Origin of the sequence: Methylotenera versatilis 301 (assembly GCF_000093025.1) — a bacterium.
GTDB lineage: Bacteria > Pseudomonadota > Gammaproteobacteria > Burkholderiales > Methylophilaceae > Methylotenera > Methylotenera versatilis.
Window position 1 is genome coordinate 1205899 of record NC_014207.1, and the last position, 21609, is coordinate 1227507.

25 protein-coding genes are annotated in these 21609 nt (G+C 42.2%); 14 read left to right on the forward strand and 11 right to left on the reverse strand.

Annotation, left to right across the window (positions count from 1 at the left end):
* Positions 1-12: 12 nt before the first annotated feature.
* Genes M301_RS05500 through iscX form a run of 3 tightly spaced genes read right to left on the reverse strand, consistent with a single transcriptional unit; the run spans position 13 to position 1093 of the window.
* Entirely contained in the window at positions 13-486 is a 474-nt protein-coding gene (locus M301_RS05500; protein ID WP_013147773.1) for a retropepsin-like aspartic protease family protein, read from the reverse strand.
* Positions 487-506: 20 nt separating this feature from the next.
* Positions 507-881 carry a DUF3307 domain-containing protein gene (locus M301_RS05505; protein WP_013147774.1) on the reverse strand — a complete coding sequence of 125 codons (375 nt, stop codon included), beginning with the start codon at positions 879-881 and terminating at the stop codon, positions 507-509.
* Positions 882-898: 17 nt separating this feature from the next.
* On the reverse strand, positions 899-1093 hold the full coding sequence (iscX, locus tag M301_RS05510) for a Fe-S cluster assembly protein IscX (RefSeq protein WP_013147775.1): 195 nt from the start codon (positions 1091-1093) through the stop codon (positions 899-901).
* 151 nt (positions 1094-1244) lie between these two features.
* On the opposite strand from iscX, the gene glyA reads away from it, so the two are divergent.
* The 10 genes from glyA (at position 1245) to ftsB (ending at position 10965) form a co-directional block, all read left to right on the forward strand.
* Positions 1245-2504 (forward strand): serine hydroxymethyltransferase, encoded by a 1260-nt coding sequence (glyA, locus tag M301_RS05515; protein WP_013147776.1) that lies wholly within the window; start codon positions 1245-1247, stop codon positions 2502-2504.
* A 14-nt stretch (positions 2505-2518) separates the two neighbouring features.
* On the forward strand, positions 2519-2962 hold the full coding sequence (gene nrdR, locus M301_RS05520) for a transcriptional regulator NrdR (RefSeq protein WP_013147777.1): 444 nt from the start codon (positions 2519-2521) through the stop codon (positions 2960-2962).
* A 41-nt stretch (positions 2963-3003) separates the two neighbouring features.
* A complete protein-coding gene (locus M301_RS05525; RefSeq protein ID WP_013147778.1) occupies positions 3004-3381 on the forward strand; it encodes a hypothetical protein in 378 nt (125 codons plus the stop codon).
* A 62-nt stretch (positions 3382-3443) separates the two neighbouring features.
* Positions 3444-4529: a bifunctional diaminohydroxyphosphoribosylaminopyrimidine deaminase/5-amino-6-(5-phosphoribosylamino)uracil reductase RibD gene (gene ribD / locus M301_RS05530; protein WP_049769957.1), complete on the forward strand. Its 1086-nt coding sequence runs from the start codon at positions 3444-3446 to the stop codon at positions 4527-4529.
* Positions 4530-4547: 18 nt separating this feature from the next.
* Positions 4548-5360 carry a TatD family hydrolase gene (locus M301_RS05535; protein ID WP_013147780.1) on the forward strand — a complete coding sequence of 271 codons (813 nt, stop codon included), beginning with the start codon at positions 4548-4550 and terminating at the stop codon, positions 5358-5360.
* A 220-nt stretch (positions 5361-5580) separates the two neighbouring features.
* Positions 5581-6681, forward strand: a complete 1101-nt coding sequence (gene mtnA, locus M301_RS05540; RefSeq protein ID WP_013147781.1) for an S-methyl-5-thioribose-1-phosphate isomerase — start codon at positions 5581-5583, stop codon at positions 6679-6681.
* Between the two features lie 7 nt (positions 6682-6688).
* Positions 6689-7369 (forward strand): class II aldolase/adducin family protein, encoded by a 681-nt coding sequence (locus tag M301_RS05545; protein ID WP_013147782.1) that lies wholly within the window; start codon positions 6689-6691, stop codon positions 7367-7369.
* Between the two features lie 125 nt (positions 7370-7494).
* Positions 7495-9126 (forward strand): CTP synthase, encoded by a 1632-nt coding sequence (locus tag M301_RS05550; protein ID WP_013147783.1) that lies wholly within the window; start codon positions 7495-7497, stop codon positions 9124-9126.
* A gap of 104 nt (positions 9127-9230) precedes the next feature.
* A complete protein-coding gene (eno, locus tag M301_RS05555; protein WP_013147784.1) occupies positions 9231-10517 on the forward strand; it encodes a phosphopyruvate hydratase in 1287 nt (428 codons plus the stop codon).
* A gap of 37 nt (positions 10518-10554) precedes the next feature.
* On the forward strand, positions 10555-10965 hold the full coding sequence (ftsB, locus tag M301_RS05560; RefSeq protein ID WP_013147785.1) for a cell division protein FtsB: 411 nt from the start codon (positions 10555-10557) through the stop codon (positions 10963-10965).
* A 120-nt stretch (positions 10966-11085) separates the two neighbouring features.
* Here the strand turns inward: ftsB and ygfZ are convergent, their stop codons facing one another.
* Positions 11086-12123 (reverse strand): CAF17-like 4Fe-4S cluster assembly/insertion protein YgfZ, encoded by a 1038-nt coding sequence (ygfZ, locus tag M301_RS05565; protein ID WP_013147786.1) that lies wholly within the window; start codon positions 12121-12123, stop codon positions 11086-11088.
* A 53-nt stretch (positions 12124-12176) separates the two neighbouring features.
* Between ygfZ and M301_RS14810 the strand changes: the two genes are divergently transcribed.
* Entirely contained in the window at positions 12177-12647 is a 471-nt protein-coding gene (locus M301_RS14810) for a protein YgfX (protein WP_013147787.1), read from the forward strand.
* A gap of 16 nt (positions 12648-12663) precedes the next feature.
* Here the strand turns inward: M301_RS14810 and M301_RS05575 are convergent, their stop codons facing one another.
* The 6 genes from M301_RS05575 to M301_RS05600 form a co-directional block, all read right to left on the reverse strand.
* Complete coding sequence (locus M301_RS05575) at positions 12664-13698, reverse strand: VWA domain-containing protein (RefSeq protein WP_013147788.1); 1035 nt, start codon at positions 13696-13698, stop codon at positions 12664-12666.
* A gap of 11 nt (positions 13699-13709) precedes the next feature.
* Entirely contained in the window at positions 13710-14264 is a 555-nt protein-coding gene (locus tag M301_RS05580) for a hypothetical protein (RefSeq protein ID WP_041359872.1), read from the reverse strand.
* Entirely contained in the window at positions 14261-15247 is a 987-nt protein-coding gene (locus M301_RS05585; protein WP_013147790.1) for a vWA domain-containing protein, read from the reverse strand. The genes M301_RS05580 and M301_RS05585 overlap by 4 nt, the downstream gene beginning before the upstream one ends.
* Positions 15247-16230, reverse strand: coding sequence for a hypothetical protein (locus M301_RS05590; protein WP_013147791.1), 984 nt, complete (start codon positions 16228-16230; stop codon positions 15247-15249). Before M301_RS05590 ends, M301_RS05585 begins: the two co-directional genes overlap by 1 nt.
* Before the next feature lie 15 nt (positions 16231-16245).
* Complete coding sequence (locus tag M301_RS05595) at positions 16246-17127, reverse strand: DUF58 domain-containing protein (protein WP_013147792.1); 882 nt, start codon at positions 17125-17127, stop codon at positions 16246-16248.
* Positions 17128-17250: 123 nt separating this feature from the next.
* Positions 17251-18267, reverse strand: a complete 1017-nt coding sequence (locus M301_RS05600) for an AAA family ATPase (RefSeq protein ID WP_013147793.1) — start codon at positions 18265-18267, stop codon at positions 17251-17253.
* Between the two features lie 547 nt (positions 18268-18814).
* On the opposite strand from M301_RS05600, the gene fabA reads away from it, so the two are divergent.
* The 3 genes from fabA (at position 18815) to M301_RS05615 (ending at position 21205) form a co-directional block, all read left to right on the forward strand.
* Positions 18815-19330, forward strand: coding sequence for a 3-hydroxyacyl-[acyl-carrier-protein] dehydratase FabA (gene fabA / locus M301_RS05605; protein WP_013147794.1), 516 nt, complete (start codon positions 18815-18817; stop codon positions 19328-19330).
* A gap of 44 nt (positions 19331-19374) precedes the next feature.
* Positions 19375-20610: a beta-ketoacyl-ACP synthase I gene (gene fabB, locus M301_RS05610; protein WP_013147795.1), complete on the forward strand. Its 1236-nt coding sequence runs from the start codon at positions 19375-19377 to the stop codon at positions 20608-20610.
* A 64-nt stretch (positions 20611-20674) separates the two neighbouring features.
* Complete coding sequence (locus tag M301_RS05615; protein ID WP_013147796.1) at positions 20675-21205, forward strand: YceB family lipoprotein; 531 nt, start codon at positions 20675-20677, stop codon at positions 21203-21205.
* 17 nt (positions 21206-21222) lie between these two features.
* On the opposite strand, the gene M301_RS05620 is transcribed toward M301_RS05615, so the two are convergent.
* The gene (locus M301_RS05620; RefSeq protein WP_013147797.1) at positions 21223-21606 is read right to left on the reverse strand and encodes an Mth938-like domain-containing protein; all 384 of its coding nucleotides are present in this window, start codon (positions 21604-21606) and stop codon (positions 21223-21225) included.
* Between the last annotated feature and the right edge of the window lie 3 nt (positions 21607-21609).

Sequence of the window (21609 nt, forward strand, 5' to 3'; positions counted from 1 at the left end):
GCCCTAAAAAAATCAATCTACCTGCTTAATTGTCATTTCGCCTTTATAAAGTCTAACATCCATGCGGTTTAGAAAAGACATGCCGAGTAGCACGTCGCCATCAAGCCCAGGTGCAATCATTGCTGATACATCCTGGGCATCCACGCCGCCTAGTTTGACGGAATGCAAACGCACCATATAGCCAACGCTGTCGCCATTAGCAGTATTGGTGCGGATTGCGTCTATGCTGCTCAGTTTAAGTTTATCTGCAATATTCTGTGAAATTGCAACACCAGTTGCGCCAGTATCTACCAACACATTGACTTTTTCACCGTTGATAAGCGCCTCCGCCCGATAATGACCATCTAAACCACGCTTTAATACGACAGTGCTATTTTCACCTAAACGGTTAATTTTATTAGGATTTTGAATGTTATCCGACAAGTAATAGATAGTGCTTGCTAGCGCTATCCAAATGGTGGCTATAAGAATAGTATTTTTAGACATACTATTTTTATTGGGGCTAATTAAGCCGTTGCAATAGGCTTAAATGCAATCGCGACTAATGCAAAGTAAGTAAGATGGTGCAGAAGTTGATCGAACCCCAATAAAATCCAAAACCACTCGCTATTATCAGGCTTAAGGTCGTAGCGTTTACCCGCATTCATTTTTGCCCAATCAATATGGTAGTGAATTAAAGCATCGGCTAGTGCGTATACCCAAGCGCCTGCGCCTAACCAAAAAGCAAAGATGATGAATGTACCAACACCATGCAATGCTGCATGTGTTAAGCCACTTGCATGGCCGTAGGTACCTTTATTGCGATACATCCATGGGTTGGCTTGCAATGGAAAGTCGCAGATAAAGTGTTTTACAAACAAGAATATTAAGGCCTCGAGCATATGAATTAAGCTGACAATTATTCAGCTTCATCAATCCAAGCCAGTTGTATAGCTTCTAATATCTTTTCACCGCAATGTTCTGGTAAATCATTAAAACCATCAAGCGCCATTACCCATTCCATTAAATCGGTAAAACGTACTGTTTTCGGATCAATATCTGGATGTGTATCGTAAAGCGACTCGGCAATTCTTAAGCTGTCTGTCCATTTCATGTGTTATTCCAATAGATGATTAAATTAATTTGTATTATAGCTTGCTACAAGAGCAACTAAATCTTTTGCCTTTAATCTTATTGCTTGAGCGTGTTAAAATGCGCAAACATTTTTTTCATTAAAATAATCTAGCATTTGGAAAACTAAAACCATGTCGCAAGCACCATTTAACTATACAAATACCCTAAACAAAGCTGACCCAGCCTTAGATGCCATGATTAATAGCGAAGTTGTTCGCCAACATGAGCATATCGAGTTGATTGCTTCTGAAAACTACACCAGCCCAGCTGTGATGCAGGCGCAAGGTTCACAGTTAACTAACAAGTATGCGGAAGGTTATCCAGGCAAACGTTTTTATGGTGGTTGTGAATATGTAGACCAAGTTGAACAATTAGCAATTGACCGCTTGAAAGCTTTGTACGGTGCAGAATATGCCAACGTGCAACCACATTCAGGTTCACAAGCTAACCAAGCGGTGTATTTCTCTATCTTAAAACCGGGTGATACCGTGATGGGTATGAATCTTGGTCATGGCGGTCATTTAACGCATGGTTCACCCGCTAACTTATCAGGCAAACTATTTAACATCGTGCCTTACGGCTTAAATGATAAAGAGGAAATTGATTACGACGAAATGGAGCGCATTGCAATTGAATGCAAACCAAAATTGTTAATCGGTGGCGCATCTGCTTACGCGTTGCGTTTTGACTGGGCACGTATGGCAGAAATTGCTAAAAAAGTTGGCGCTTATTTTATGGTAGATATGGCGCATTATTCAGGTTTGATTGCAGCTGGCGTATATCCAAACCCAGTGCCGCATGCAGATTTTGTGACTTCAACAACACACAAAACTTTACGTGGCCCACGTGGCGGTATTATTTTAGCTAAAGCTGAGTTTGAAAAATCATTGAATTCAAGCGTGTTCCCAGCTTTACAAGGTGGTCCACTAATGCACGTGATTGCAGCTAAAGCGACAGCATTCTTAGAAGCATCGCAACCGGAATTCAAAATCTACCAAGCGCAAGTGATTAAAAATGCCCAAGCGATGGCTGAGGCCTTAGCTGCACGTGGTTTACGCATTATTTCAGGTCGCACAGAATCACATATGTTCTTGGTAGATTTGCGCACAAAAGGTTTAACAGGTAAAGCTGCAGATGCTGCACTAGGTTTAGCGCATATTACTGTGAATAAAAATGCAATTCCTAACGACCCAGAAAGCCCATTTGTGACTTCTGGTATTCGTATCGGTGCACCAGCGATTACAACACGCGGCTTTAAAGAAGATGAAGCGCGTCAAGTGGCGAACTTGATTGCTGACGTGTTGGATAACCCAACTGATGAAGCAGTGATTGCGGCGACTAAAGCTAAAGTACATGCTTTAACTGCTCGTTTCCCTGTTTATCAAAACTAGGTAATAGTTAATCAATGAAATGTCCTTTTTGCGGTGATGCAGATACACAGGTAATCGATTCGCGCGTCAATGACGAAGGCGATTCCATACGCCGTCGCCGCAAATGTGGTGCTTGCGATAAGCGTTTTACTACTTACGAAACAGCTGAGTTGCACATGCCGCAAGTGGTGAAAACCAATGGTACGCGTGAGGAATTTAATCGCGAAAAATTGCGCTTATCCTTCACACGCGCATTGCATAAGCGCCCTGTGCCGACGGAATACGTAGACCGCGCATTAGATAGAATCTCACAAAAATTACTAAGTTTAGGTGAGCGTGAAATTCCAGCCAGAGACTTAGGTGAAAGCGTGATGCATGAGCTTAAGTTGATGGATAAAGTCGCCTATATTCGCTTTGCATCGGTGTATCGCAGCTTTTCAGATGTAGATGATTTTAACGATGCGATTCGCGATTTGTAAGCCATTTGATTTGCATAATGCTAATGATTAGGATGTAAAACATGAAATTTATTAACTGGGCTACTATTCTTTTTACCGCATTTACTGTGATACTGACGATTGTATTTTTCGGTTGGTGGATGATGAAAGATAGCATCGTTTTTGGCGATGAAAAATTCGACCAAGTAAAATGGATGCAAAGCGCAGCTTCGATAGAAAAAGATTGTAAGCGCGGTGATATGGCTTATGACTTGCAGCAACATGTGTTATCGAAAGGTACAAGCAAAGACGCCGTGGGCGTGTTGCTTGGTCGCCCAAGCTACGAAGACGGCAATGCAGTAGAGTATGATCTAGGCAAGTGCATGCACGTTTATCATGGCTTACTGCTTTTCTTTGATGAAAATAATCGTTTAATTAATAGCCGTATTTCATCGCACTAAATTAACTACATCGCTATTTGGTTAATCAAAATATCTTGTTCTCAATAGCAGATCACACTTACATGACCCTCGCACTGCGCCTAGCAGAGCGTGGCTTGTATACCACTCAGCCCAACCCACGCGTTGGCTGTGTCATCGTTAAAAATAATCAAATAGTTGGCCAAGGTGCACACCTGAAAGCTGGTGAGCCACATGCAGAAGTATTTGCTTTGCGTGAAGCTGGCGCGAATGCTGAAGGTGCTGATGCATATGTCACTTTAGAGCCATGTAATCACCATGGCCGTACACCGCCTTGTGTCGATGCCTTGATTAACGCTCGCGTGAAGCGCGTGGTCGTTGCCATGCAAGACCCGAACCCCCTAGTGGCCGGTAATGGTATAAAACGTCTTCAAGCGCATGGCATAGAGGTTGAAGTAGGTTTGATGGAGGCTGAATCCAAGTCTTTAAACCTTGGTTTTATTTCGCGCATGACCTCAGCCTTACCATATGTACGTTGTAAAGTCGCAGCGAGTTTGGACGGTCGTACGGCGCTTAATAATGGTAAAAGCCTGTGGATTACTGGCGAGCCAGCAAGGCTGGATGTGCAGCATTGGCGCGCGCAGTCATGTGCAATCGTGACTGGTATTGGTACGGTGCTTACAGACAACCCAAGCATGAATGTGCGCTTGGAAAATACAGGTCGACAGCCGTTACGAGTCATTGTGGATAGCAACCTGCAAACGCCTACAGATTGTAAAATGCTTAATCCTGAGTTGCTTTCACTTAGCCCAGTGTTGGTTGCTTATGCGCAAGATGCACATCATAAGGCATCTGCTTTAACTGCAACTGGCGCGCAATTATTACATTTACCTGATGAAAGTGGCCGAGTAAATTTACACGCTTTGCTTAAAAATCTAGCTTCACGTGACGTCAATGAGGTATTGCTAGAAGCGGGGCAGGGCTTGAATGGTGCGTTTCTGCAAGCTGGTTTGGTAGATGAGTTCATTTTTTACTATGCACCTAAACTGATGGGTGCTGATGCCAAGGGTATGTTTGCAATTTCAGAGTTAATTGAAATGCAGCAGGCGACTGACTTACAGATTTTTGATGTGCGCCAGATCGGGCAAGATATTCGTGTACGTGCAAAACCAGTCAAGAGCAAACTTTAACGAATTATTTCAATCAGCATGCTTATAGATACTCACTGTCATCTTGATGCAGCCGAATTTAATGCTGACCGAAACGATATTGCCTTGTTGGCTTTGCAACAGGGCGTTTCAAACATTGTTATCCCCGCTGTGGCGCGTAATAATTTTGATACTGTCATTCAGATATGTCAACAACACAAACATTGCGTCTATGCGCTTGGTATTCATCCTATGTATGTGGATGATGCGACTTTAGATGACCTTGAAACGCTGAAAACTTACATCGTAGAAAATAACCCAGTAGCGATAGGGGAAATTGGTCTTGATTACTTTGTGACTAACTATAAAAACAACCCAGATCACATCGAAAAGCAAATTCACTTTTTTACCGAACAACTTAAAATTGCTAAGCAGCACAATCTACCTGTGATTTTGCATGTTAGAAATGCAATTGACGATATTTTAAAGTACTTACGCCGATACCAGCTCAACGGTGGTATTGCACACGCGTTTAATGGTAGCTTTCAACAAGCAGAACAGTTGATAGCACTTGGTTTTAAATTGGGTTTTGGTGGCGCGATGACTTATAGCCGCGCTTTAAAGATTCGAGCGCTTGCGAGCAAGTTGCCATTAGAGTCTATCGTTTTAGAAACGGACTCTCCAGATATCCCTCCTGCATGGATAGGCACAGAGGGGAGAAATACCCCGCTAGAACTCAGTAAAATCGCACAGGTTTTAGCTGATTTAAGGCAGGTAAATGTGGCTCAAGTGCTTGATATAACTAGCGCCAACGCCCTAAAAGTTTTGCCAAAATTAGCTGACTTATGCACACCACCTCAAGTGCTACTTTAAGTATTCGTAAAAACCCTTATAAAACAATGTGATTAATTTAAGTGTTTGATTTATATGGGTTTAGTAATAGGTTAAAATTTAAGCGATTTGAAAAAAGCCTTATAAATTGGTATGTTACATTTTCAAGTCACAGTTATTCACAAAGTTATCCACAGATAATGTGGAGAGTATTTTTTCTTTCAGGGAACTTTTTAAAAGTCAACTTTTGAATTCATAATTTATGATAATAAATAATCAAAAATTTCGCACAATTTGGCCTAATGATGGTATGGCAGCTGGTAGTCGATCTGTATCAATTATTGACCAAACAAAATTACCTCATGCGTTTAAGATTGTTGAAATTATTAACATGTCGCAAATGATTGTTGCGATTAAAACGATGCAGGTTCGTGGTGCGCCGTTAATCGGTGCGGCTGCCGCTTATGGTATGGCGTTAGCGATGCAGGATAATTGTAGTGAAGAACATTTGCAGCTTTCCGCCAAGCAACTAACACAAAGCCGGCCGACAGCAGTGAATTTGCGCTGGGCAGTTGAGCGTATGAAGCAACTACTATTGCCAACTCCTGTAGAGCTCCGTTTGGAAGCCGCTTGGGAGGAAGCTGCGAAGATTTGTGATGAAGACGTTTTGCTCAATCAGGCTATAGGTCAGCACGGCTTGAATTTAATTCAGAGGCTGCATAGTCAAGACTTAAATAAACAGCATAATCGTCAATTAAATATTCTCACGCACTGTAACGCTGGTTGGCTAGCCACTGTAGATTTCGGCACGGCACTTGCGCCTATTTATGCAGCTTACGATGCGGGAGTTGATGTGCATGTGTGGGTGGATGAAACACGCCCACGCAACCAAGGCGCAAGCTTAACGGCTTGGGAGTTGGCGCAACATGGCGTGCCACACACGGTGATTAGTGATAATGCAGGCGGTCATTTAATGCAGCACGGTCAAGTTGATATGGTCATCGTCGGTGCTGATCGTGTGACAAGTACGGGTGACGTATGCAATAAGATAGGTACTTATTTAAAGGCGCTTGCGGCGTTTGATAATCACGTGCCATTCTATGCCGCGGTACCATCGCCAACGATTGACTGGACTATGCTAAATGGCGTGCAAGAGATAGAAATAGAAGAGCGCGATGGTCGTGAAGTGGCTTGGGTGACGGGTATGCTAGCCTCTGGCGAAGTGACAGAGGTGAATATTTTACCAGCAAACACTAAAGTGGCTAATCCTGCATTTGATGTTACGCCTGCGCGCTTGGTGACTGGCATTATTACCGAGCACGGTGTGTTTTCGCCAAATCAGCTAAGAGATATTCTAAAGTAAATAAAATATGCAAAACAAACGAGAACAGCTATTACACATCAGCCAACAGCTGGTAAGTTTGGGCTTGAACCGCGGAACTGCTGGCAATGTCAGTGTACGTGCAGATAGCGCCGAGGGGCAAGCAGGTTTTTTAATCACGCCTTCAGGATTGGCGGTCGATAAAATGGCATCTTCTGACATGGTCTGGATGGATTTCTCAGGTAATGCGACTGGCGTTCATCCCCCATCAAGCGAGTGGCGATTCCATAGAGATATATTGCAGCAAAAATCCCAGGTGAATGCGGTGATTCATACTCACAGTATCTATGCCAGTACATTCAGCACCTTTCGCAAAGATATGCCGCCATTTCACTACATGATTGCGCTTGCTGGCGGCGATAGTATACGTTGTGCGCCTTATGCTTTGTTCGGCAGTCAGCAGCTTTCAGATAATGCCATAGAGGCACTAAAGGACCGCAAAGCTTGTTTGTTAGCAAATCATGGCATGATTGCTGTAGGCGAAACTTTAGAAAAGGCGCTCGACATTACTCAAGAAGTAGAAACTTTATGCGAGCAATATTTACTCGCCTTGCAAGTCGGTGAGCCGTACATTTTAAGTCAGCAAGAAATGATGGATGTACTTGAAAAGTTCAAGACTTATGGTGCTTGGTCTGAGGCTTCCAATGGAGCTCGTGCTGAGAGAAGGTAGCTAAAAAATAAATTATGAAGAATTACAAGTAAATTAATGCATTTTTATTTTTGATAACGTTTTGTGAGGCATCTGTTTTGCGGTAAAATCTTATCCCGTCTGAAACAAATAATAAGTGCCTTTCCATGACCAAATATGTATTCGTAACCGGCGGTGTAGTTTCTTCTCTTGGTAAAGGCATCGCTGCCGCTAGCCTAGGCGCTATCCTTGAATCGCGTGGCATTAAAGTGACCATGCTCAAACTTGATCCCTATATTAACGTTGACCCTGGTACGATGTCGCCATTTCAACACGGCGAAGTGTTCGTCACTGACGATGGCGCTGAAACTGATCTGGACTTAGGCCATTACGAGCGTTTTATTTCACAGCGCATGGCAAAACGTAACAGTTTTACCACAGGCCAAATCTACGAAACTGTCATCAAAAAAGAACGTAGGGGCGAATACCTCGGAAAAACCGTACAGGTGATTCCACACATCACTGATGAGATCAAAAACCACATCAAACGTGGCGCAGAAGGCGCTGATGTAGCGATTATTGAAGTAGGCGGCACGGTGGGCGATATTGAATCACTACCATTCCTAGAAGCCATTCGTCAAATGGGTTTTGAAGAAGGTCGTAATAATGCCTGTTATGTGCATTTGACTTTATTGCCGTGGATTCCAACCGCAGGTGAGCTTAAAACCAAGCCTACACAACACTCAGTAAAAGAATTACGTCAAATCGGTATACAGCCTGATATTTTGTTATGCCGCGCTGAACGCGAAATTCCGGAAGATGAAAAGCGCAAAATTGCTTTATTTACCAATGTCGCTTATGAGGCAGTGATTAGCGCGATTGATAGTGATTCAATCTATAAAATACCAGGATTGCTACACGAGCAAATGATGGATGAGATTGTTTGCCACAAGCTCAATATTTTGGCTAAAGCAGCTGATTTGACTGTGTGGAAAAATATTGTTACACGCATAGAAAATCCAAAAAATACGGTCAATATTGCCTTTGTGGGTAAATATGTCGATTTAACTGAGAGCTATAAATCGCTTACAGAAGCCTTGATTCATGCGGGCATTCATACGGAATCTAAAGTCAAAATTAACTATATCGATAGTGAAGAGATTGAGAAGTCGGGCACAGATATATTAAAAACGATGGATGCAGTTTTGATTCCAGGTGGTTTTGGTGTACGCGGTACAGAAGGTAAAATCGCTGCAATTCAATATGCACGTGAAAATAAACTGCCATACCTTGGCATTTGTTTAGGTATGCAATTAGCTGTCATTGAATTTGCCCGTAACGTGGCTGGTTTAAAAGGTGCGAATAGCACTGAATTTAATGCGGAAGCGCCGCACAAGCTGATTGGCTTGATTGACGAGTGGAAAGATGCCAGCGGCAAAATTGAAAAGCGCGATGAAAATTCTGACCTTGGCGGTACTATGCGTTTAGGCGCACAGGCTTGCCCAATCGTACCAAATACCATGGCTGCAGGCATTTATGGTGCGCAAGTGAATGAGCGCCATCGCCATCGTTATGAAGTGAATAATAATTACGTAGAGCAATTAAAAGCAGCTGGTTTGGTGATTTCTGCCAGAACACCGACTGAAGAACTGTGCGAAATGATAGAGCTACCAAAAGCTACGCACCCGTGGTTTGTGGCGGTACAATTTCACCCAGAGTTTACTTCTAATCCACGTTCGGGCCATCCGCTATTTACCGCTTATGTGAATGCAGCATTAGCTCACAAAGGTGTTAAATAAGATTTTATAAGTAAATAACACAGTAAGTAACACATATAAATCATTACAGATTCTCTATTTAGAATCACTAAGTTAAAAACTAATTTGTATATTTAGGAGTAGTCATGAGCGCAATTGTAGATATTATCGCCCGCGAAATTTTAGATTCTCGTGGTAACCCAACTGTAGAGTGTGATGTATTGTTAGAAAGCGGCGTCATTGGCCGTGCTGCAGTGCCATCTGGCGCTTCTACAGGCGCTAAAGAAGCGATGGAGTTGCGTGATGGTGACAAAAGCCGCTATTTAGGTAAAGGCGTTTTACAAGCAGTTGAGAACGTCAATACCGAAATTACAGAAGCTATTATTGGTTTGGATGCTGAAGAACAAAGCTTTATCGATAAAACTCTGATTGAGCTTGATGGCACTGAAAACAAAGACCGTTTGGGCGCTAACTCTATTCTCGCAGTTTCCATGGCTTGTGCGAGAGCTGCGGCTGAAGAAAGCGGTTTACCTTTGTATCGCTACTTAGGCGGTTCTGGCGCGATGCAATTGCCTACACCAATGATGAACATCATCAACGGTGGTGCGCATGCTGATAACAGTGTGGACATGCAAGAGTTTATGATTATTCCAGCTGGCTTGCCTTCATTCCGTGAAGCGATGCGTTGCGGTGCAGAAGTATTCCATCAACTGAAGAAAACGCTACATAAAAAAGGTTTAGCAACAACGGTGGGCGATGAAGGCGGTTTTGCACCAAATCTACCGTCTAACGAAGCTGCTATCCAATTGATTTTAGAAGCGATTTCAGTTGCAGGTTACGAGCCAGGAAAAGATGTCTATTTAGGCTTGGATTGCGCAAGTACTGAGTTTTATAAAGATGGTAAATATCATTTAGAGTCAGAAGGTTTATCTCTAACTTCAGCACAATTTACTGATTACTTAGCGACTTGGGTTGATAAATACCCAATCATCAGTATTGAAGATGGTATGGGTGAGTTTGACTGGGATGGTTGGAAAATATTAACCGACCGTTTAGGTAAAACTACGCAACTTGTGGGTGACGATTTGTTTGTGACTAATACTAAAATCTTGCGCGAAGGCATACAGCGTGGCGTTGCTAACTCAGTGTTGATTAAAGTAAACCAAATCGGTACTTTGACTGAGACTTTCCAAACCATCGAAATGGCAAAACGTGCTGGCTATACAGCAGTTGTGTCACATCGTTCAGGTGAAACAGAAGACACTACAATTGCTGATATTTCAGTGGCAACTAACGCACTGCAAATTAAAACAGGTTCATTGTGCCGTTCTGAGCGTATTGCTAAATACAATCAATTGTTGCGCATTGAAGAAGAGTTGGGCGACGCATCTAGCTATGCAGGCATTGGTGCTTTTTACCAATTATTCAAGTAATCTCAGCTTGAATGCAACTTTAATCTTAAAGTAATAAGTGAAAGCCTTAACGCTCATATTCGTAATCCTCATTGCCTTGCTGCAGTACCCGCTGTGGCTAGGTAAAGGGAGTTGGTTACGGGTATGGGATTTAAGTCGTCAGCTTGCTACGCAGCAAGAAAAAAATAGCGCTTTAAAAGCACGTAATGAAACATTAGATGCTGAAGTGCGGGATTTAAAAAGTGGTCGTGCAGCCATTGAAGAACGCGCTAGAAGCGAATTAGGGATGATCAAGCAAGATGAGGTTTTTTATCAAGTGCTAGATAATTCAGCTCATACTCAATCAGTTCAACCGCCTACTCAACCATCCAGCTCTACTCAAGTTTCAGGTCAAACGCCAAGCTCAAGTCAAGCAGATAGCAAAGATACCGTAATGCAACGCACCACCAGTGCTAAAGCATTACAATAACCGTTATTCTGTAAGTGTAGTGACGTGATGCATAAGAGTCAAAAACTTACTTTTCTCATCATTCTGTATTACTTTTCGGTTTCTTTTGCTGACAGTATCTAAATGAGCCAATCGAACTCTCTAATCACTAGACTCTAATGAGTAGGGTAGTTGCTTGATGCTCAAAGCAATGTTGTTCCAGTAAATATCAGCAAGTGCTAAACTCTCTAACCTACACTCGACCAAAATAACAAATCCTGCATCCGTTGCTGGCGCGCAGCGCACAATTTTACCAATCGCTTGTTGATTAGCATCCACAACATCATCACCTATGGTTGGGCAACTGTCACTTGAAACATGAGCTAACTGAGTGCGGCGTTTTACTTTACCTAAATAATGGGTACGCGCTACAATTTCTTGCCCTGTGTAACAGCCTTTTTTGTAGTTAATGGCGTTTAGCGCATCTAGATTCAGCATCTGCGGAACGAACTCTTCTTGGGTGCTTAGGTAAACATCTGGAATGCCAGTTTGAATTTCTAGCCACTCCCAGCAAGCTTTGCCAACTGGTTTGCAGTCCTTCTTTAATGCTTGCCATATAGCTTTTGCTTGTTCGGTATTACCGACAATTTGGTAGCGCGGCATACCTGCATTAGGCATACAAATGATGGTGCCATTTTCTGTGCTAGTACTTTCATAGGGAAGCTTGGGAACAGTGGCAAAGAACGGGGCAAGTAATTCGGCGATGTTATTGCCACTCAAGCCGAATCTTACGGTACTGTCTGATACATCATTGATAGTCACTTTTGAGCGCATGACGTACATTTTTAGGCGCTTGGCGATGGGCTCAAGCAATTTCTGATTCAACTCTAAATGCAACTTTTGATTGTGCGAGAAAGCAAAAAATAGCGCGAGTAAACGCCCTTTAGGGCTGCAATAGCCTGTGTAATGGGCATGGTTGTCACCGAGTAACCTTACGTCATTAGTGACTTGACCTTGCAAGAATGTCACTGCATCATCGCCACTGATTTCTAACAAGCCTAAATGTGATAAATCACAAATAACATTTTGACTCCGCGTGCATTCCAGCTCGTTTTCTATATTACCGAATGAAGTAATTGTTTCGTTATTAAACACTGCGCCTTGAATGAATTGATATTCTTGCCAGTCATTGTTTGCCATGTGGTACTCTTTTATTTAATGAATTTTGTAAATTGAACTAAGTATATTATATCTTGAAGCCTATCACCCTTATATTCAAGCCCTCGAGTAAGTTAACAGCATTACTAATAATAGCAGGGCTATTTTTTAGTTTTATGCTTTTATTGACGCCAGTTCCGTTTAGTTTAAGCGTTACCTTACTGTTGCTAATACTGGTGTTGACAAGTTATTTTGTCATGCTTGATGGGCTGTTATGCCTGCCGAGGTCTTGGAAGCTATTAAGAATAAACATGGTGGGAGATTGTCATTTAACACAAAAGAATGACGAGAATTTTGTGGTGCATATCATGCCTGATAGCTTTGTCAGTGCTTACTTAACTGTCTTACATATCGTTCCAGAAGACTTTAGATGGTTTAAATTTTGGCAAAATCGCTACATTTTACTGTTGCAAGATAACATCGATGCTGAATCATTTCGTCAGCTAAGAGTGTATTTGCTGTGGCATAAAAATTCTGTCAATCACCATACTAACTCAACTGATTAACAGAATTTTATCTTAACTAATTGATATGGTTGTCGTGCGCGATCGCTAGTTCATTTTTAGTGTGTTGTCTTCTAATTGCGTTTTTTCTATAAAGCCTAAGCACTTCGCCAATTTGCTTGATTGGATGTTTGCTAAAGTAGGCGGCTAATAGTAATAAGCCAGCTAAAGAAGCCATTACCCAGCTTAAATCGAATGGGGCAACATCGCGCCGAGCGGGTTTTTGATTTTTCATGGCATCTAATATGGTGTGTACATTGTCACCATCCACATAAGTTGAACCGACTTCTTTGGCGATACTTTTCATATACTCTGAGTTAAGTTTTGAAACAAAGCGGTCTTGTTCGCCACCTGCCACATTGTCATCTCTGACGCCAAGGTTAGATTCAGAAATTTGCGCAATACCAGGTTGCAGGGCAAAGCTTTCATTTGACCAATAACCAATCAATTGATTTTTTTCACTGAGTTTAGGAATTGATGCGCCTTTTTCAGAGCCAACACCAACTAACAACCAGCCGTCAGCACCTTGAAAGTTAGTAAGATCCTTAGTGTTGAAGGCATGCAATTTAGGAGCTTCTTCGCCATCAGTAAAAAATACGACTTGGGCTGTTTCAGGAAAGCTACGAATGGCTCTGGTGATACTGAACAAGCTTTCACGAATGCGGCTGTTGCCTGACCAAGCGGTTCTCCAATCAAGATGGTCAATGGTATCTTGAATTGCTGCAAAGTTTTCACATACCTCAATTGGGTTGTATAGCGCAGCAACGCTCACACCAGCAAACAAGCCAACACTCACTTTTGTACCGCATGGCAGCGAAGAAACAACCTCATGCAACATTTTTTGTGTGTGTGCCATACGTGAGGCAGGTTTGCCATCTATAGTCGTGTCGATGGTATTCATGCTTTGTGTAATATCAGCAACTAATAAGTAGGTGTAAATATTATGTTTAACTGGCACGGTAATGTGAAACATTGCCAATACCAGCATCAGCATGGCACCACTAAGAAGTGCAGAGTCGCGATGCGTTTTAAAATAAGCGATGAGCGTTTTCATACAATATACCTCTATGGAAGACCTACAGGAATATTGCCCATAATCAGGCCAGGAGAGTCTGACTCACCAACACCTGGTGTAGGGTTTTCAGGAAGCAATGTAATGACACGGTCTAAATTGCGACGTGTACCCCAGTTGCTATTGTCTAGTTTGAGTGCTTGCTTGTATGAGCTATGAGCTTGCGTTAATAGGTATTCAACCTCATCTCGTACTTTAGGGTCATTACCTCCGCTGACTTGCAAGCTCTTTAAGAAAAACATATTGCCAATGTTGTGATGTACCGCAGCACGTTGGCTAGGCGTACCTTTTTCTGTGAGCTGAGAAAATAGTAGCGTAGCTTCCTTATGACGATCATTATTTGCAAGCCAATAAGCTGTTGCAAATTTAGCTTCATAGCTGAGTCTGTCAGTCTGTGGGTTTTTACCAGTGCTTACTGCATTATTAAAAGCATTAATCTGACGTATGCGATTAAGCTCCGTGGCAATGCCCGCTGCTGAAGCTATGGCAATTAGAACGAGCGTAATTGTCAGTTGTTTGACCGTGATTGATTTTAAGCTAAGGCTCATATATTTACTTTCCATGTTCTAAACTCTAGGTATTTAACGCCAAGCAACAAGGCAATCATCAGTGCCGCAATGATGTAGCAGAGTTGTGTAAAATCGTGACCAGGAATTTTTTCCATATACTTAATTGGTTTTCTTTCTTTTTCATTAATATCAGCTATCGCATTAGCGAGTGATTTAGGGTCTTCAGCTTCATAAGCACTAAATGGGCTGCGTAGTGTTTTAAAGTATTGATATAACTCGACCTCTTGGGGTAGGGGTTCCCCGTCAATTTCTTTGTATTCGTTAAATATACTGATGCCTCCAGGTTGCCTTAAGACAATCCAATAAAGTGTAATGTTGTATCGTTGTAGCCATTCGCGTAGTTTTTGTTGCACATCGCCGCCCAGTCGACCACCGCCATCAGAGAGCAGAATGATGGCGCGTGAGCCTGAATCTGGTACATTTTCAAATAAACTTACAGCGCTAGTTAGTCCACCACCAATATTTGTTTGGAACAGCGAGTTGCCAGCCGTGGCTTTGATGGCGGCCTGAATAGCTTCGCGACTTTCAGTGAGTGGCAACACATACATTGCAGAGTTACTGAAAGTAATCACACCTATCATGTCATTTTGACGTGAGTTTACAAACTCAGTCATCAGTCTGGCAGCAGCTACAGATTTAGTCTCACCGACGCGGCCTTCAGCCGTACCGCCAGAAAACGGATCATCCATACTCGCGCTTCTATCAATCACCATGCCAATTTGCGCGCCTATGCCGATACGCTCAACTTTTTGCTCTAGGCTATGTGGGCCAGCCAAGCCAATAATGATGCTAATTAAACTGAAGGTTGCTAGGATTTTAAGTAGTAAACCAATTAAATTCGAAAGTGGATCACTTGGCAGCATATCTACCCATGAGTAGGTGCGGCTATTTGAACGTTCTAGTAAAATTGGCAGCAGTGCAAGCGGCAGCAGCCATAACACTAAAGGATGCATAAATCCCATCATGCGCTCGCTTCTGGTCTCAGGCCACGTTCACAATCACGCAGGTGACGGCAAAATTTCATTAACCAAGCTTTTGAGTGCTCATTCAAGTTTTGTGCAGATTCTGGTTCAAAAAACACTTTCCGCGACAAAGCAAAAAACTTTTCAATATCTTGTTTCACTGGTGAAAAAGCTGGTTTGTCTTGAATAAAGCTATCGATGTTATTACCAAATAAGCTGGTACCAGCTGTTTTATTGAGCGATTCATGAATACGCGCTGCAGCTTGTTGCAAGCCTGCGGCAGTTTCAGGCATCTTACGAATATCACGATAAGCTTTTGCAAAAGGTGCGCCCATTCTAGGTAACCAAGCATGCATGCCTAATATGTAAAGTAGCCCCAGCAATGATAAGCCTAGTAAACCAACAAGCACTTTTAGCGTGAGTTTTTGCTTACTTGAATCGATAAGGAAGGGTGGGGTAAATGGGCTCAGCTCTTCTTTTAGTTTCACAGAGCCAAACACAGAAAGTGGTGAAACGCGGAAATTAAAAGAGGGGACACGGTATTGGAGTATTTCTTTTTTCTCGGTGTTCCTCATTTTAAGAATCTCAGCTCTTAGTGCGGCTGGTTTCGCTAACTTACCAGTGGTAAATACTTGGTAAGTTAGATGTATGACGTGGGTTACGCTATCGCTGTGTTTAAACTCTTCTGAACTGACTTTAGAAAGCTCAATACCTGAAATCTGACCTTTCCAGCGATGTTCATAGCCAACAATAGGGATAGATTCTTTCACCAGTTCATAGGGTTTTTTAACTGTGAGCGTGATGGTTCTTTCCAATATATCGCCGACAACATAACCTGCATCTCGCGTAGGATTGTCTTCTTTAATCGTGACATATTTGGCATTAATATCTGGCAGCACAACATCAGCTAAAGCGGGCTGACCGATGAGCGATATAAGAACGCTAGTCGCTAATAAAATTTTTGTTTGTATACTTGTTCGCATAAATGTACTCATAAATTAAGCTGCCACATATTGGTGGAAGTATTCGGACAATTGATCAGCATCGAAGCTGTTTTCTACAAAAAATGGCTGCATGTCGTAACGTAAAAACAAGTTCTCAATGGCTGTTTTTCTATCTGTAAAGCTTTTTAGAATGCGATCACGATAGGACTTGCGTAAGAACAGTGTGCGTTTGACGCCTGTTTCAGGGTCTGTGACATTAGTGATACCAAACTCTGGCAAATCGCTATATTCAGATGAATCCCACAATACAATAGGCACAATATGGTGACGTTGCATGAGCACCAATGACTCTTCTAAATCAGCAATCGGCATGTGAAAATCTGACACCATAAAAATCAGCGAGCGTTCACGTGGTAGTAATCTGACAATTTCTGTTATACCTCGACTGCCAACTTCCTCAGCTTCGTAACTTCTTAAGTTCTCAGCCATTTCAACAGTGGTATGTGGTCTGGCAGAGAGCGTACACAACCAATCCTCACGTACTACATCGTCAAAACCGATAAAGCCGACTAAATCGCGATTACGCGTGGCAGACTGCGCAACGGATTGTGCAATGTCTGCTGCAATTTCAATTTTTTTCTGGCTACTGCCATCTTGCTTAGTGCTGGCGTACTGCATAGAGCCTGACATATCACACAGCACAAATACCGGGGTGACACTTTTTTGGTTAAAAATACGTACATGCACCTGCTCTAGCGGGTCGCGGATTGTCTGGCGTATGTCTATGCGGCGCGGATCAGGGTACGCAAGTAGCGTGGTATGCCCACGAAACTCCATGCCCATACCGCGCTGGTTGCTTTTGTGTCTACCAGGTCTGCGCGAGTGAGAACGCCATGCGATGTGGTAGCTGAATTCTTTTATATGTACTTGTGACATTTGAATTACACCTACTTAATTAGCCGTAAGTTGAGATTTAAGCTGACATGTCGGACTTAAATCTAACCTATAAAAGCTTTGAGTTGTTGCTAACATCAGCTAGTTATTATTCTTAAATTTAAGTTAAGGCGCAGCAATCGCGTGAATGATACCGCTCAACATATCGCGGGCAATCTCTGTACGGCGCATTTCATATACTGGGCTGAACACCAAACGATGCGCAACAGTCGCGTGAAACACATCATGAATATCCTCTGGTAATACAGCGGTACGTTCATTCAACCAAGCATTTACACGGGCTGCACGCAATACCATCGCCATGCCGCGTGGGCTCGCGCCAGATAACACCAAACGGTTCATGTCTACACCAGATACTTTTACGCCAAAATCTGTTGGTGTTTTAGTCGCGCGCCACAAGTTAAGCACGTAGCTGCGCAGAGTAGGGCTTGCAGAAATACTATTTTGTAAAATGCTGGCAAACTTATTTAGCTGGTCAAATTGCAAGATGTTTTCAGGTACGTTTGAAACTAGTGCATCGGCATCATGGAAACGTGTATCGAATACTAGAGACTCCATAATGCTGTCGTCATTTGGCACAACGATTGGAATTTCCATCATAAAACGGTCACGCGCAGCTGATGGAATATCGAAAGTCTCTTCTTTTTCAACTTGGTTGCGGTCAGCAAATACCAACATGTGCGGGAAATGATGTTCTTTGTTAAACGCAGTCAATGTGCGTTCTGCCATTACGCGTAGTAATAAAGAGTGTACTTGAGGGCGAGCACGGTTAATCTCGTTAAAGAAGAATACTGATAAATTCTCACCAGACATCAAAATAGGACCAGGGCTTACATGAGGCTTACCATCTTCACCAAGGTAGGTGTGATAGACCAAATCGTTAGGCATCAAGTCAATCGTACCTTCGATACGTTGATAGCCGCCACCGATACCACGTGTGAACGCACGGAGCAGCGTGGTTTTACCAACGCCTACGTCACCTTCAAGCAACACATGTCCACGTGCAAAAATTGAAGTAGTAATCAAACGAACGGGAATGTGCTGACCCACAATCACTTTGTTGACTTCAGACTCTAAGGTTAGTGCGTGATTGCGCCAATCGGCTAGTTGTATATCGCTCATTTAATGTGCCCTAAGTAAGTGATTAGTAGTAATTGATTTGTTAGAATTTGTAACAGAATGTAGCTAGTGTAATTGTTTTATTTAAAGGTGTAAACAGATCTGTATACACCTAAGTACAATTTATTGAATTAAGGCAATAATCATGGAAGCGACTGACTAAGCTTTGGCTGAATTTGTCCATATAAATGGCATCGCTAAATTTGTTAACCAAAAAGTAATTCAACACCATAAAAAATCCCGCAACACAGTTAAGTATGTTGCGGGTTGAGTGGCGATAATTTGGAGATCTTCGCTACAAGATACTTAAGCAATACACATACCTAAAATAAACTGTCATTTATTCAATAAGTTACAATTTATTGCGAATTTGTTTTGGCTGCATATAACCAATATTTGGTTGTGATGGCAGTAGATAATCACCATATTTTGTTGATGTTATAATTTGACATGTGACAAAAAATGCTGATAAAGCGTGAATAAGGCTTTCGTTAAATTGGATTTACGGCGAAAATAGCGGCTTAGATAATTATTTTTAGAATAAAAAAACATGCAAAAACAAAGCAGCTTTACAAAAGAAGAGTTACTTAAGTGTGGCAGGGGTGAAATGTTTGGTGAGGGTAATGCACAATTACCATTGCCACCAATGTTAATGTTTGATCGTATTGTTTCTATTACTGAAGATGGTGGTAAATATGGTAATGGCCAAATTATTGCTGAGTTAGATATCAACCCGGATCTATGGTTCTTTCAATGCCATTTCACTGGCGACCCTGTAATGCCGGGCTGCTTAGGCTTAGATGCCATGTGGCAACTAGTTGGATTTTATTTAGGTTGGGCAGGCGGTCCTGGTCGTGGTCGTGCGCTTGGTGCAGGTGAAGTTAAATTTACTGGGCAAGTGTTGCCAACGGCTAAAATGGCGACCTATACTATTGATTTAAAACGCGTGATTATGCGTAAATTAGTGATGGGCGTAGCAGATGCCACTATGAGTTTAGATGGTCGTGAAATATATGCGGCTAATGATTTGCGTGTAGGTTTATTCACGCGAACAGACAATTTTTAAGCATTATCTTAATACAATAAAAAAATAATTTGAGGGAGCACGAAATGCGTCGTGTAGTGATTACTGGAATGGGGATTGTATCCAGTCTGGGTAATAACAAAACTGAGGTGCTGGAGAGTTTGAAGTCTGGCAAATCAGGTATTACTTATCAGCCTGAATATGCTGAAATGGGCTTGCGCTCACACGTGGCTGGTTCAATCAAGAATCTTAATGTTGAAGAGTTGATTGACCGCAAACTGATGCGCTTTATGGCTAAAGGTCATGCCTATGCTTGGCTTGCTATGCAGGAGGCGATTGCTGATGCACAGTTAGCAGAAGAGTATATTTCAAATGTTCGGACTGGTTTGATTGTAGGCACTGGCGGAGCTTCTCATGAAAGCATTATGCAAGGTATTGATACCTTGCGTGAAAAAGGCGTGCGTCGCGTAGGCCCGTACATGGTCACTAAGGCTATGGCAAGTGGCGTGTCTGCTTGTTTAGCTACTGGTGCAAAAATCAAAGGCATTAACTATGGTATTAGCTCGGCTTGTTCAACCAGTGCACATTGTATAGGCGCGGGTGTTGAGCAGATTCAACTAGGTAAGCAAGATATTATTTTTGCAGGTGGTGCTGAAGAAGAGCATTGGACCTTATCGTTTATGTTCGATGGCATGGGCGCATTAAGTAGTAAATATAACGAAACGCCAGATAAAGCTTCTCGTACCTATGATGCTGATCGTGATGGTTTCGTCATTTCTGGGGGTGGCGGTATTGTCGTGCTAGAAGAGTATGAACACGCTAAAGCACGCGGTGCAAAAATCTATGCAGAGGTGATTGGCTATGGTGCAACTTCAGATGGTTATGATATGGTAGCGCCAAGTGGCGAAGGTGCAGTACGTTGTATGCAATTAGCGTTGCAAGGCCATGACGGCAAAGCGATTGCTAAAGTGGATTACATCAATACGCATGGTACAAGTACTCCTGTTGGAGACACTAAAGAACTTGAGGCTATTCGCGAGGTATTTGGCGCGAATAATCCAGTTGCGATTGCTTCAACCAAATCACTGTCTGGTCATGCGCTTGGTGCAGCTGGTGTGAATGAAGCAATTTATACTTTGCTGATGATGGAAAATAATTTTATTGCCGCCTCTGCAAATATCGATAATTTAGACCCAGGTGCTGAAGGCTTGAATATTGTGCGCAATCGTATTGATAACGTCAAAATTGAAACCGCATTATCTAATAGCTTTGGTTTTGGTGGTACGAACGCAACATTACTCTTGTCAACAAAAAATCTTTAGTCTGCGTTCTTCAATCAAGATTAATCAATTCCAAAGGTAAGTAGTGAAATTCAAGCCGCTCTTGTTGTTGGTTACATACTTAGTTACGGTATTTCTGAGTGGTTGTGCCATGATGGGCGACCGCACGGTTAATATATCAGAAGCGCAGTTACAGAAAAAGCTCAATGAACGCTTATCAATTCCAATCTCGCTGCTAAAGATTTTTGATGTTAACTTAAGTAATTCCACTGTGAAGTTTGACAGCAAAACCGGGCGCATGTTGACTAGCTTAGATACTAGTTTGACGAGTATTTTAAGTAATAAAGTGCTAGCCGGAAAAATGGATATTTCTGGCAAACTACGCTTTGATGCAGCGACAAGCTCAATTGTATTAGATGACCCGAAAGTGGAGAGTCTTAATTTAGATGGCTTGGGCAGCAAATATGGTGAGTTTTTTAATTTAATCGCGCAAAAACTGGGCGGCGAAATGTTAAACGGATTGCCCTTGTATACAGTCAAACCCGAAGATTTAATCGTTGGTTCAACGCAATACAGTCCAAAAGATATGCAAATCACGGACAAAGGTTTGCAAATTACGTTGAGTCCCGTCAGGTAGAGTTTTAAAGTCAGGTTCTATAGAATCAACGCCGCCAATACATTTCGGCCTTCACTCATCAATATGTTATATGTTCTGCAAGCCGCCCCTGTCGTCATACATTCCACTGGAATGCCTTTAACAGCAAGAGATTGATAGATTTTAGGATGTAGAAACTGATGTTTTTCTCCTACGCCTAACAAAACAACTTCCGAATTAAATTCAGCTATTTTTGATAAATGTTGCTCTGTTAATTCAGTAAAGTTTTTTACGTCCCAATCAAGAATAAGCTGTTGCGGCATGACGATTAAATTTCTAGCATGCCGTTGCTTGTTTACTTCAATATAGCTTTGGCTATAGCCAGTAATCAAATTGTTATTTTCAGCTGTGGTTAAATGTAGTTTCATAGCGCCGTGTTTCATTGA

Coding starts and splice junctions, on each gene's coding strand:
- M301_RS05595 (WP_013147792.1), bottom strand. CDS start 17,127: ATGTCACAAGTACATATAAAAGAATTCAGCTACCACATCGCATGGCGT.
- M301_RS05575 (WP_013147788.1), bottom strand. CDS start 13,698: ATGAAAACGCTCATCGCTTATTTTAAAACGCATCGCGACTCTGCACTT.
- eno (WP_013147784.1), top strand. CDS start 9,231: ATGAGCGCAATTGTAGATATTATCGCCCGCGAAATTTTAGATTCTCGT.
- fabA (WP_013147794.1), top strand. CDS start 18,815: ATGCAAAAACAAAGCAGCTTTACAAAAGAAGAGTTACTTAAGTGTGGC.
- M301_RS05590 (WP_013147791.1), bottom strand. CDS start 16,230: ATGCGAACAAGTATACAAACAAAAATTTTATTAGCGACTAGCGTTCTT.
- ygfZ (WP_013147786.1), bottom strand. CDS start 12,123: ATGGCAAACAATGACTGGCAAGAATATCAATTCATTCAAGGCGCAGTG.
- glyA (WP_013147776.1), top strand. CDS start 1,245: ATGTCGCAAGCACCATTTAACTATACAAATACCCTAAACAAAGCTGAC.
- M301_RS05535 (WP_013147780.1), top strand. CDS start 4,548: ATGCTTATAGATACTCACTGTCATCTTGATGCAGCCGAATTTAATGCT.
- M301_RS05525 (WP_013147778.1), top strand. CDS start 3,004: ATGAAATTTATTAACTGGGCTACTATTCTTTTTACCGCATTTACTGTG.
- M301_RS05620 (WP_013147797.1), bottom strand. CDS start 21,606: ATGAAACACGGCGCTATGAAACTACATTTAACCACAGCTGAAAATAAC.
- M301_RS05500 (WP_013147773.1), bottom strand. CDS start 486: ATGTCTAAAAATACTATTCTTATAGCCACCATTTGGATAGCGCTAGCA.
- mtnA (WP_013147781.1), top strand. CDS start 5,581: ATGATAATAAATAATCAAAAATTTCGCACAATTTGGCCTAATGATGGT.
- iscX (WP_013147775.1), bottom strand. CDS start 1,093: ATGAAATGGACAGACAGCTTAAGAATTGCCGAGTCGCTTTACGATACA.
- M301_RS05585 (WP_013147790.1), bottom strand. CDS start 15,247: ATGGGATTTATGCATCCTTTAGTGTTATGGCTGCTGCCGCTTGCACTG.
- M301_RS05550 (WP_013147783.1), top strand. CDS start 7,495: ATGACCAAATATGTATTCGTAACCGGCGGTGTAGTTTCTTCTCTTGGT.
- ribD (WP_049769957.1), top strand. CDS start 3,444: ATGACCCTCGCACTGCGCCTAGCAGAGCGTGGCTTGTATACCACTCAG.
- M301_RS05505 (WP_013147774.1), bottom strand. CDS start 881: ATGCTCGAGGCCTTAATATTCTTGTTTGTAAAACACTTTATCTGCGAC.
- M301_RS05580 (WP_041359872.1), bottom strand. CDS start 14,264: ATGAGCCTTAGCTTAAAATCAATCACGGTCAAACAACTGACAATTACG.
- M301_RS05545 (WP_013147782.1), top strand. CDS start 6,689: ATGCAAAACAAACGAGAACAGCTATTACACATCAGCCAACAGCTGGTA.
- nrdR (WP_013147777.1), top strand. CDS start 2,519: ATGAAATGTCCTTTTTGCGGTGATGCAGATACACAGGTAATCGATTCG.
- M301_RS05600 (WP_013147793.1), bottom strand. CDS start 18,267: ATGAGCGATATACAACTAGCCGATTGGCGCAATCACGCACTAACCTTA.
- fabB (WP_013147795.1), top strand. CDS start 19,375: ATGCGTCGTGTAGTGATTACTGGAATGGGGATTGTATCCAGTCTGGGT.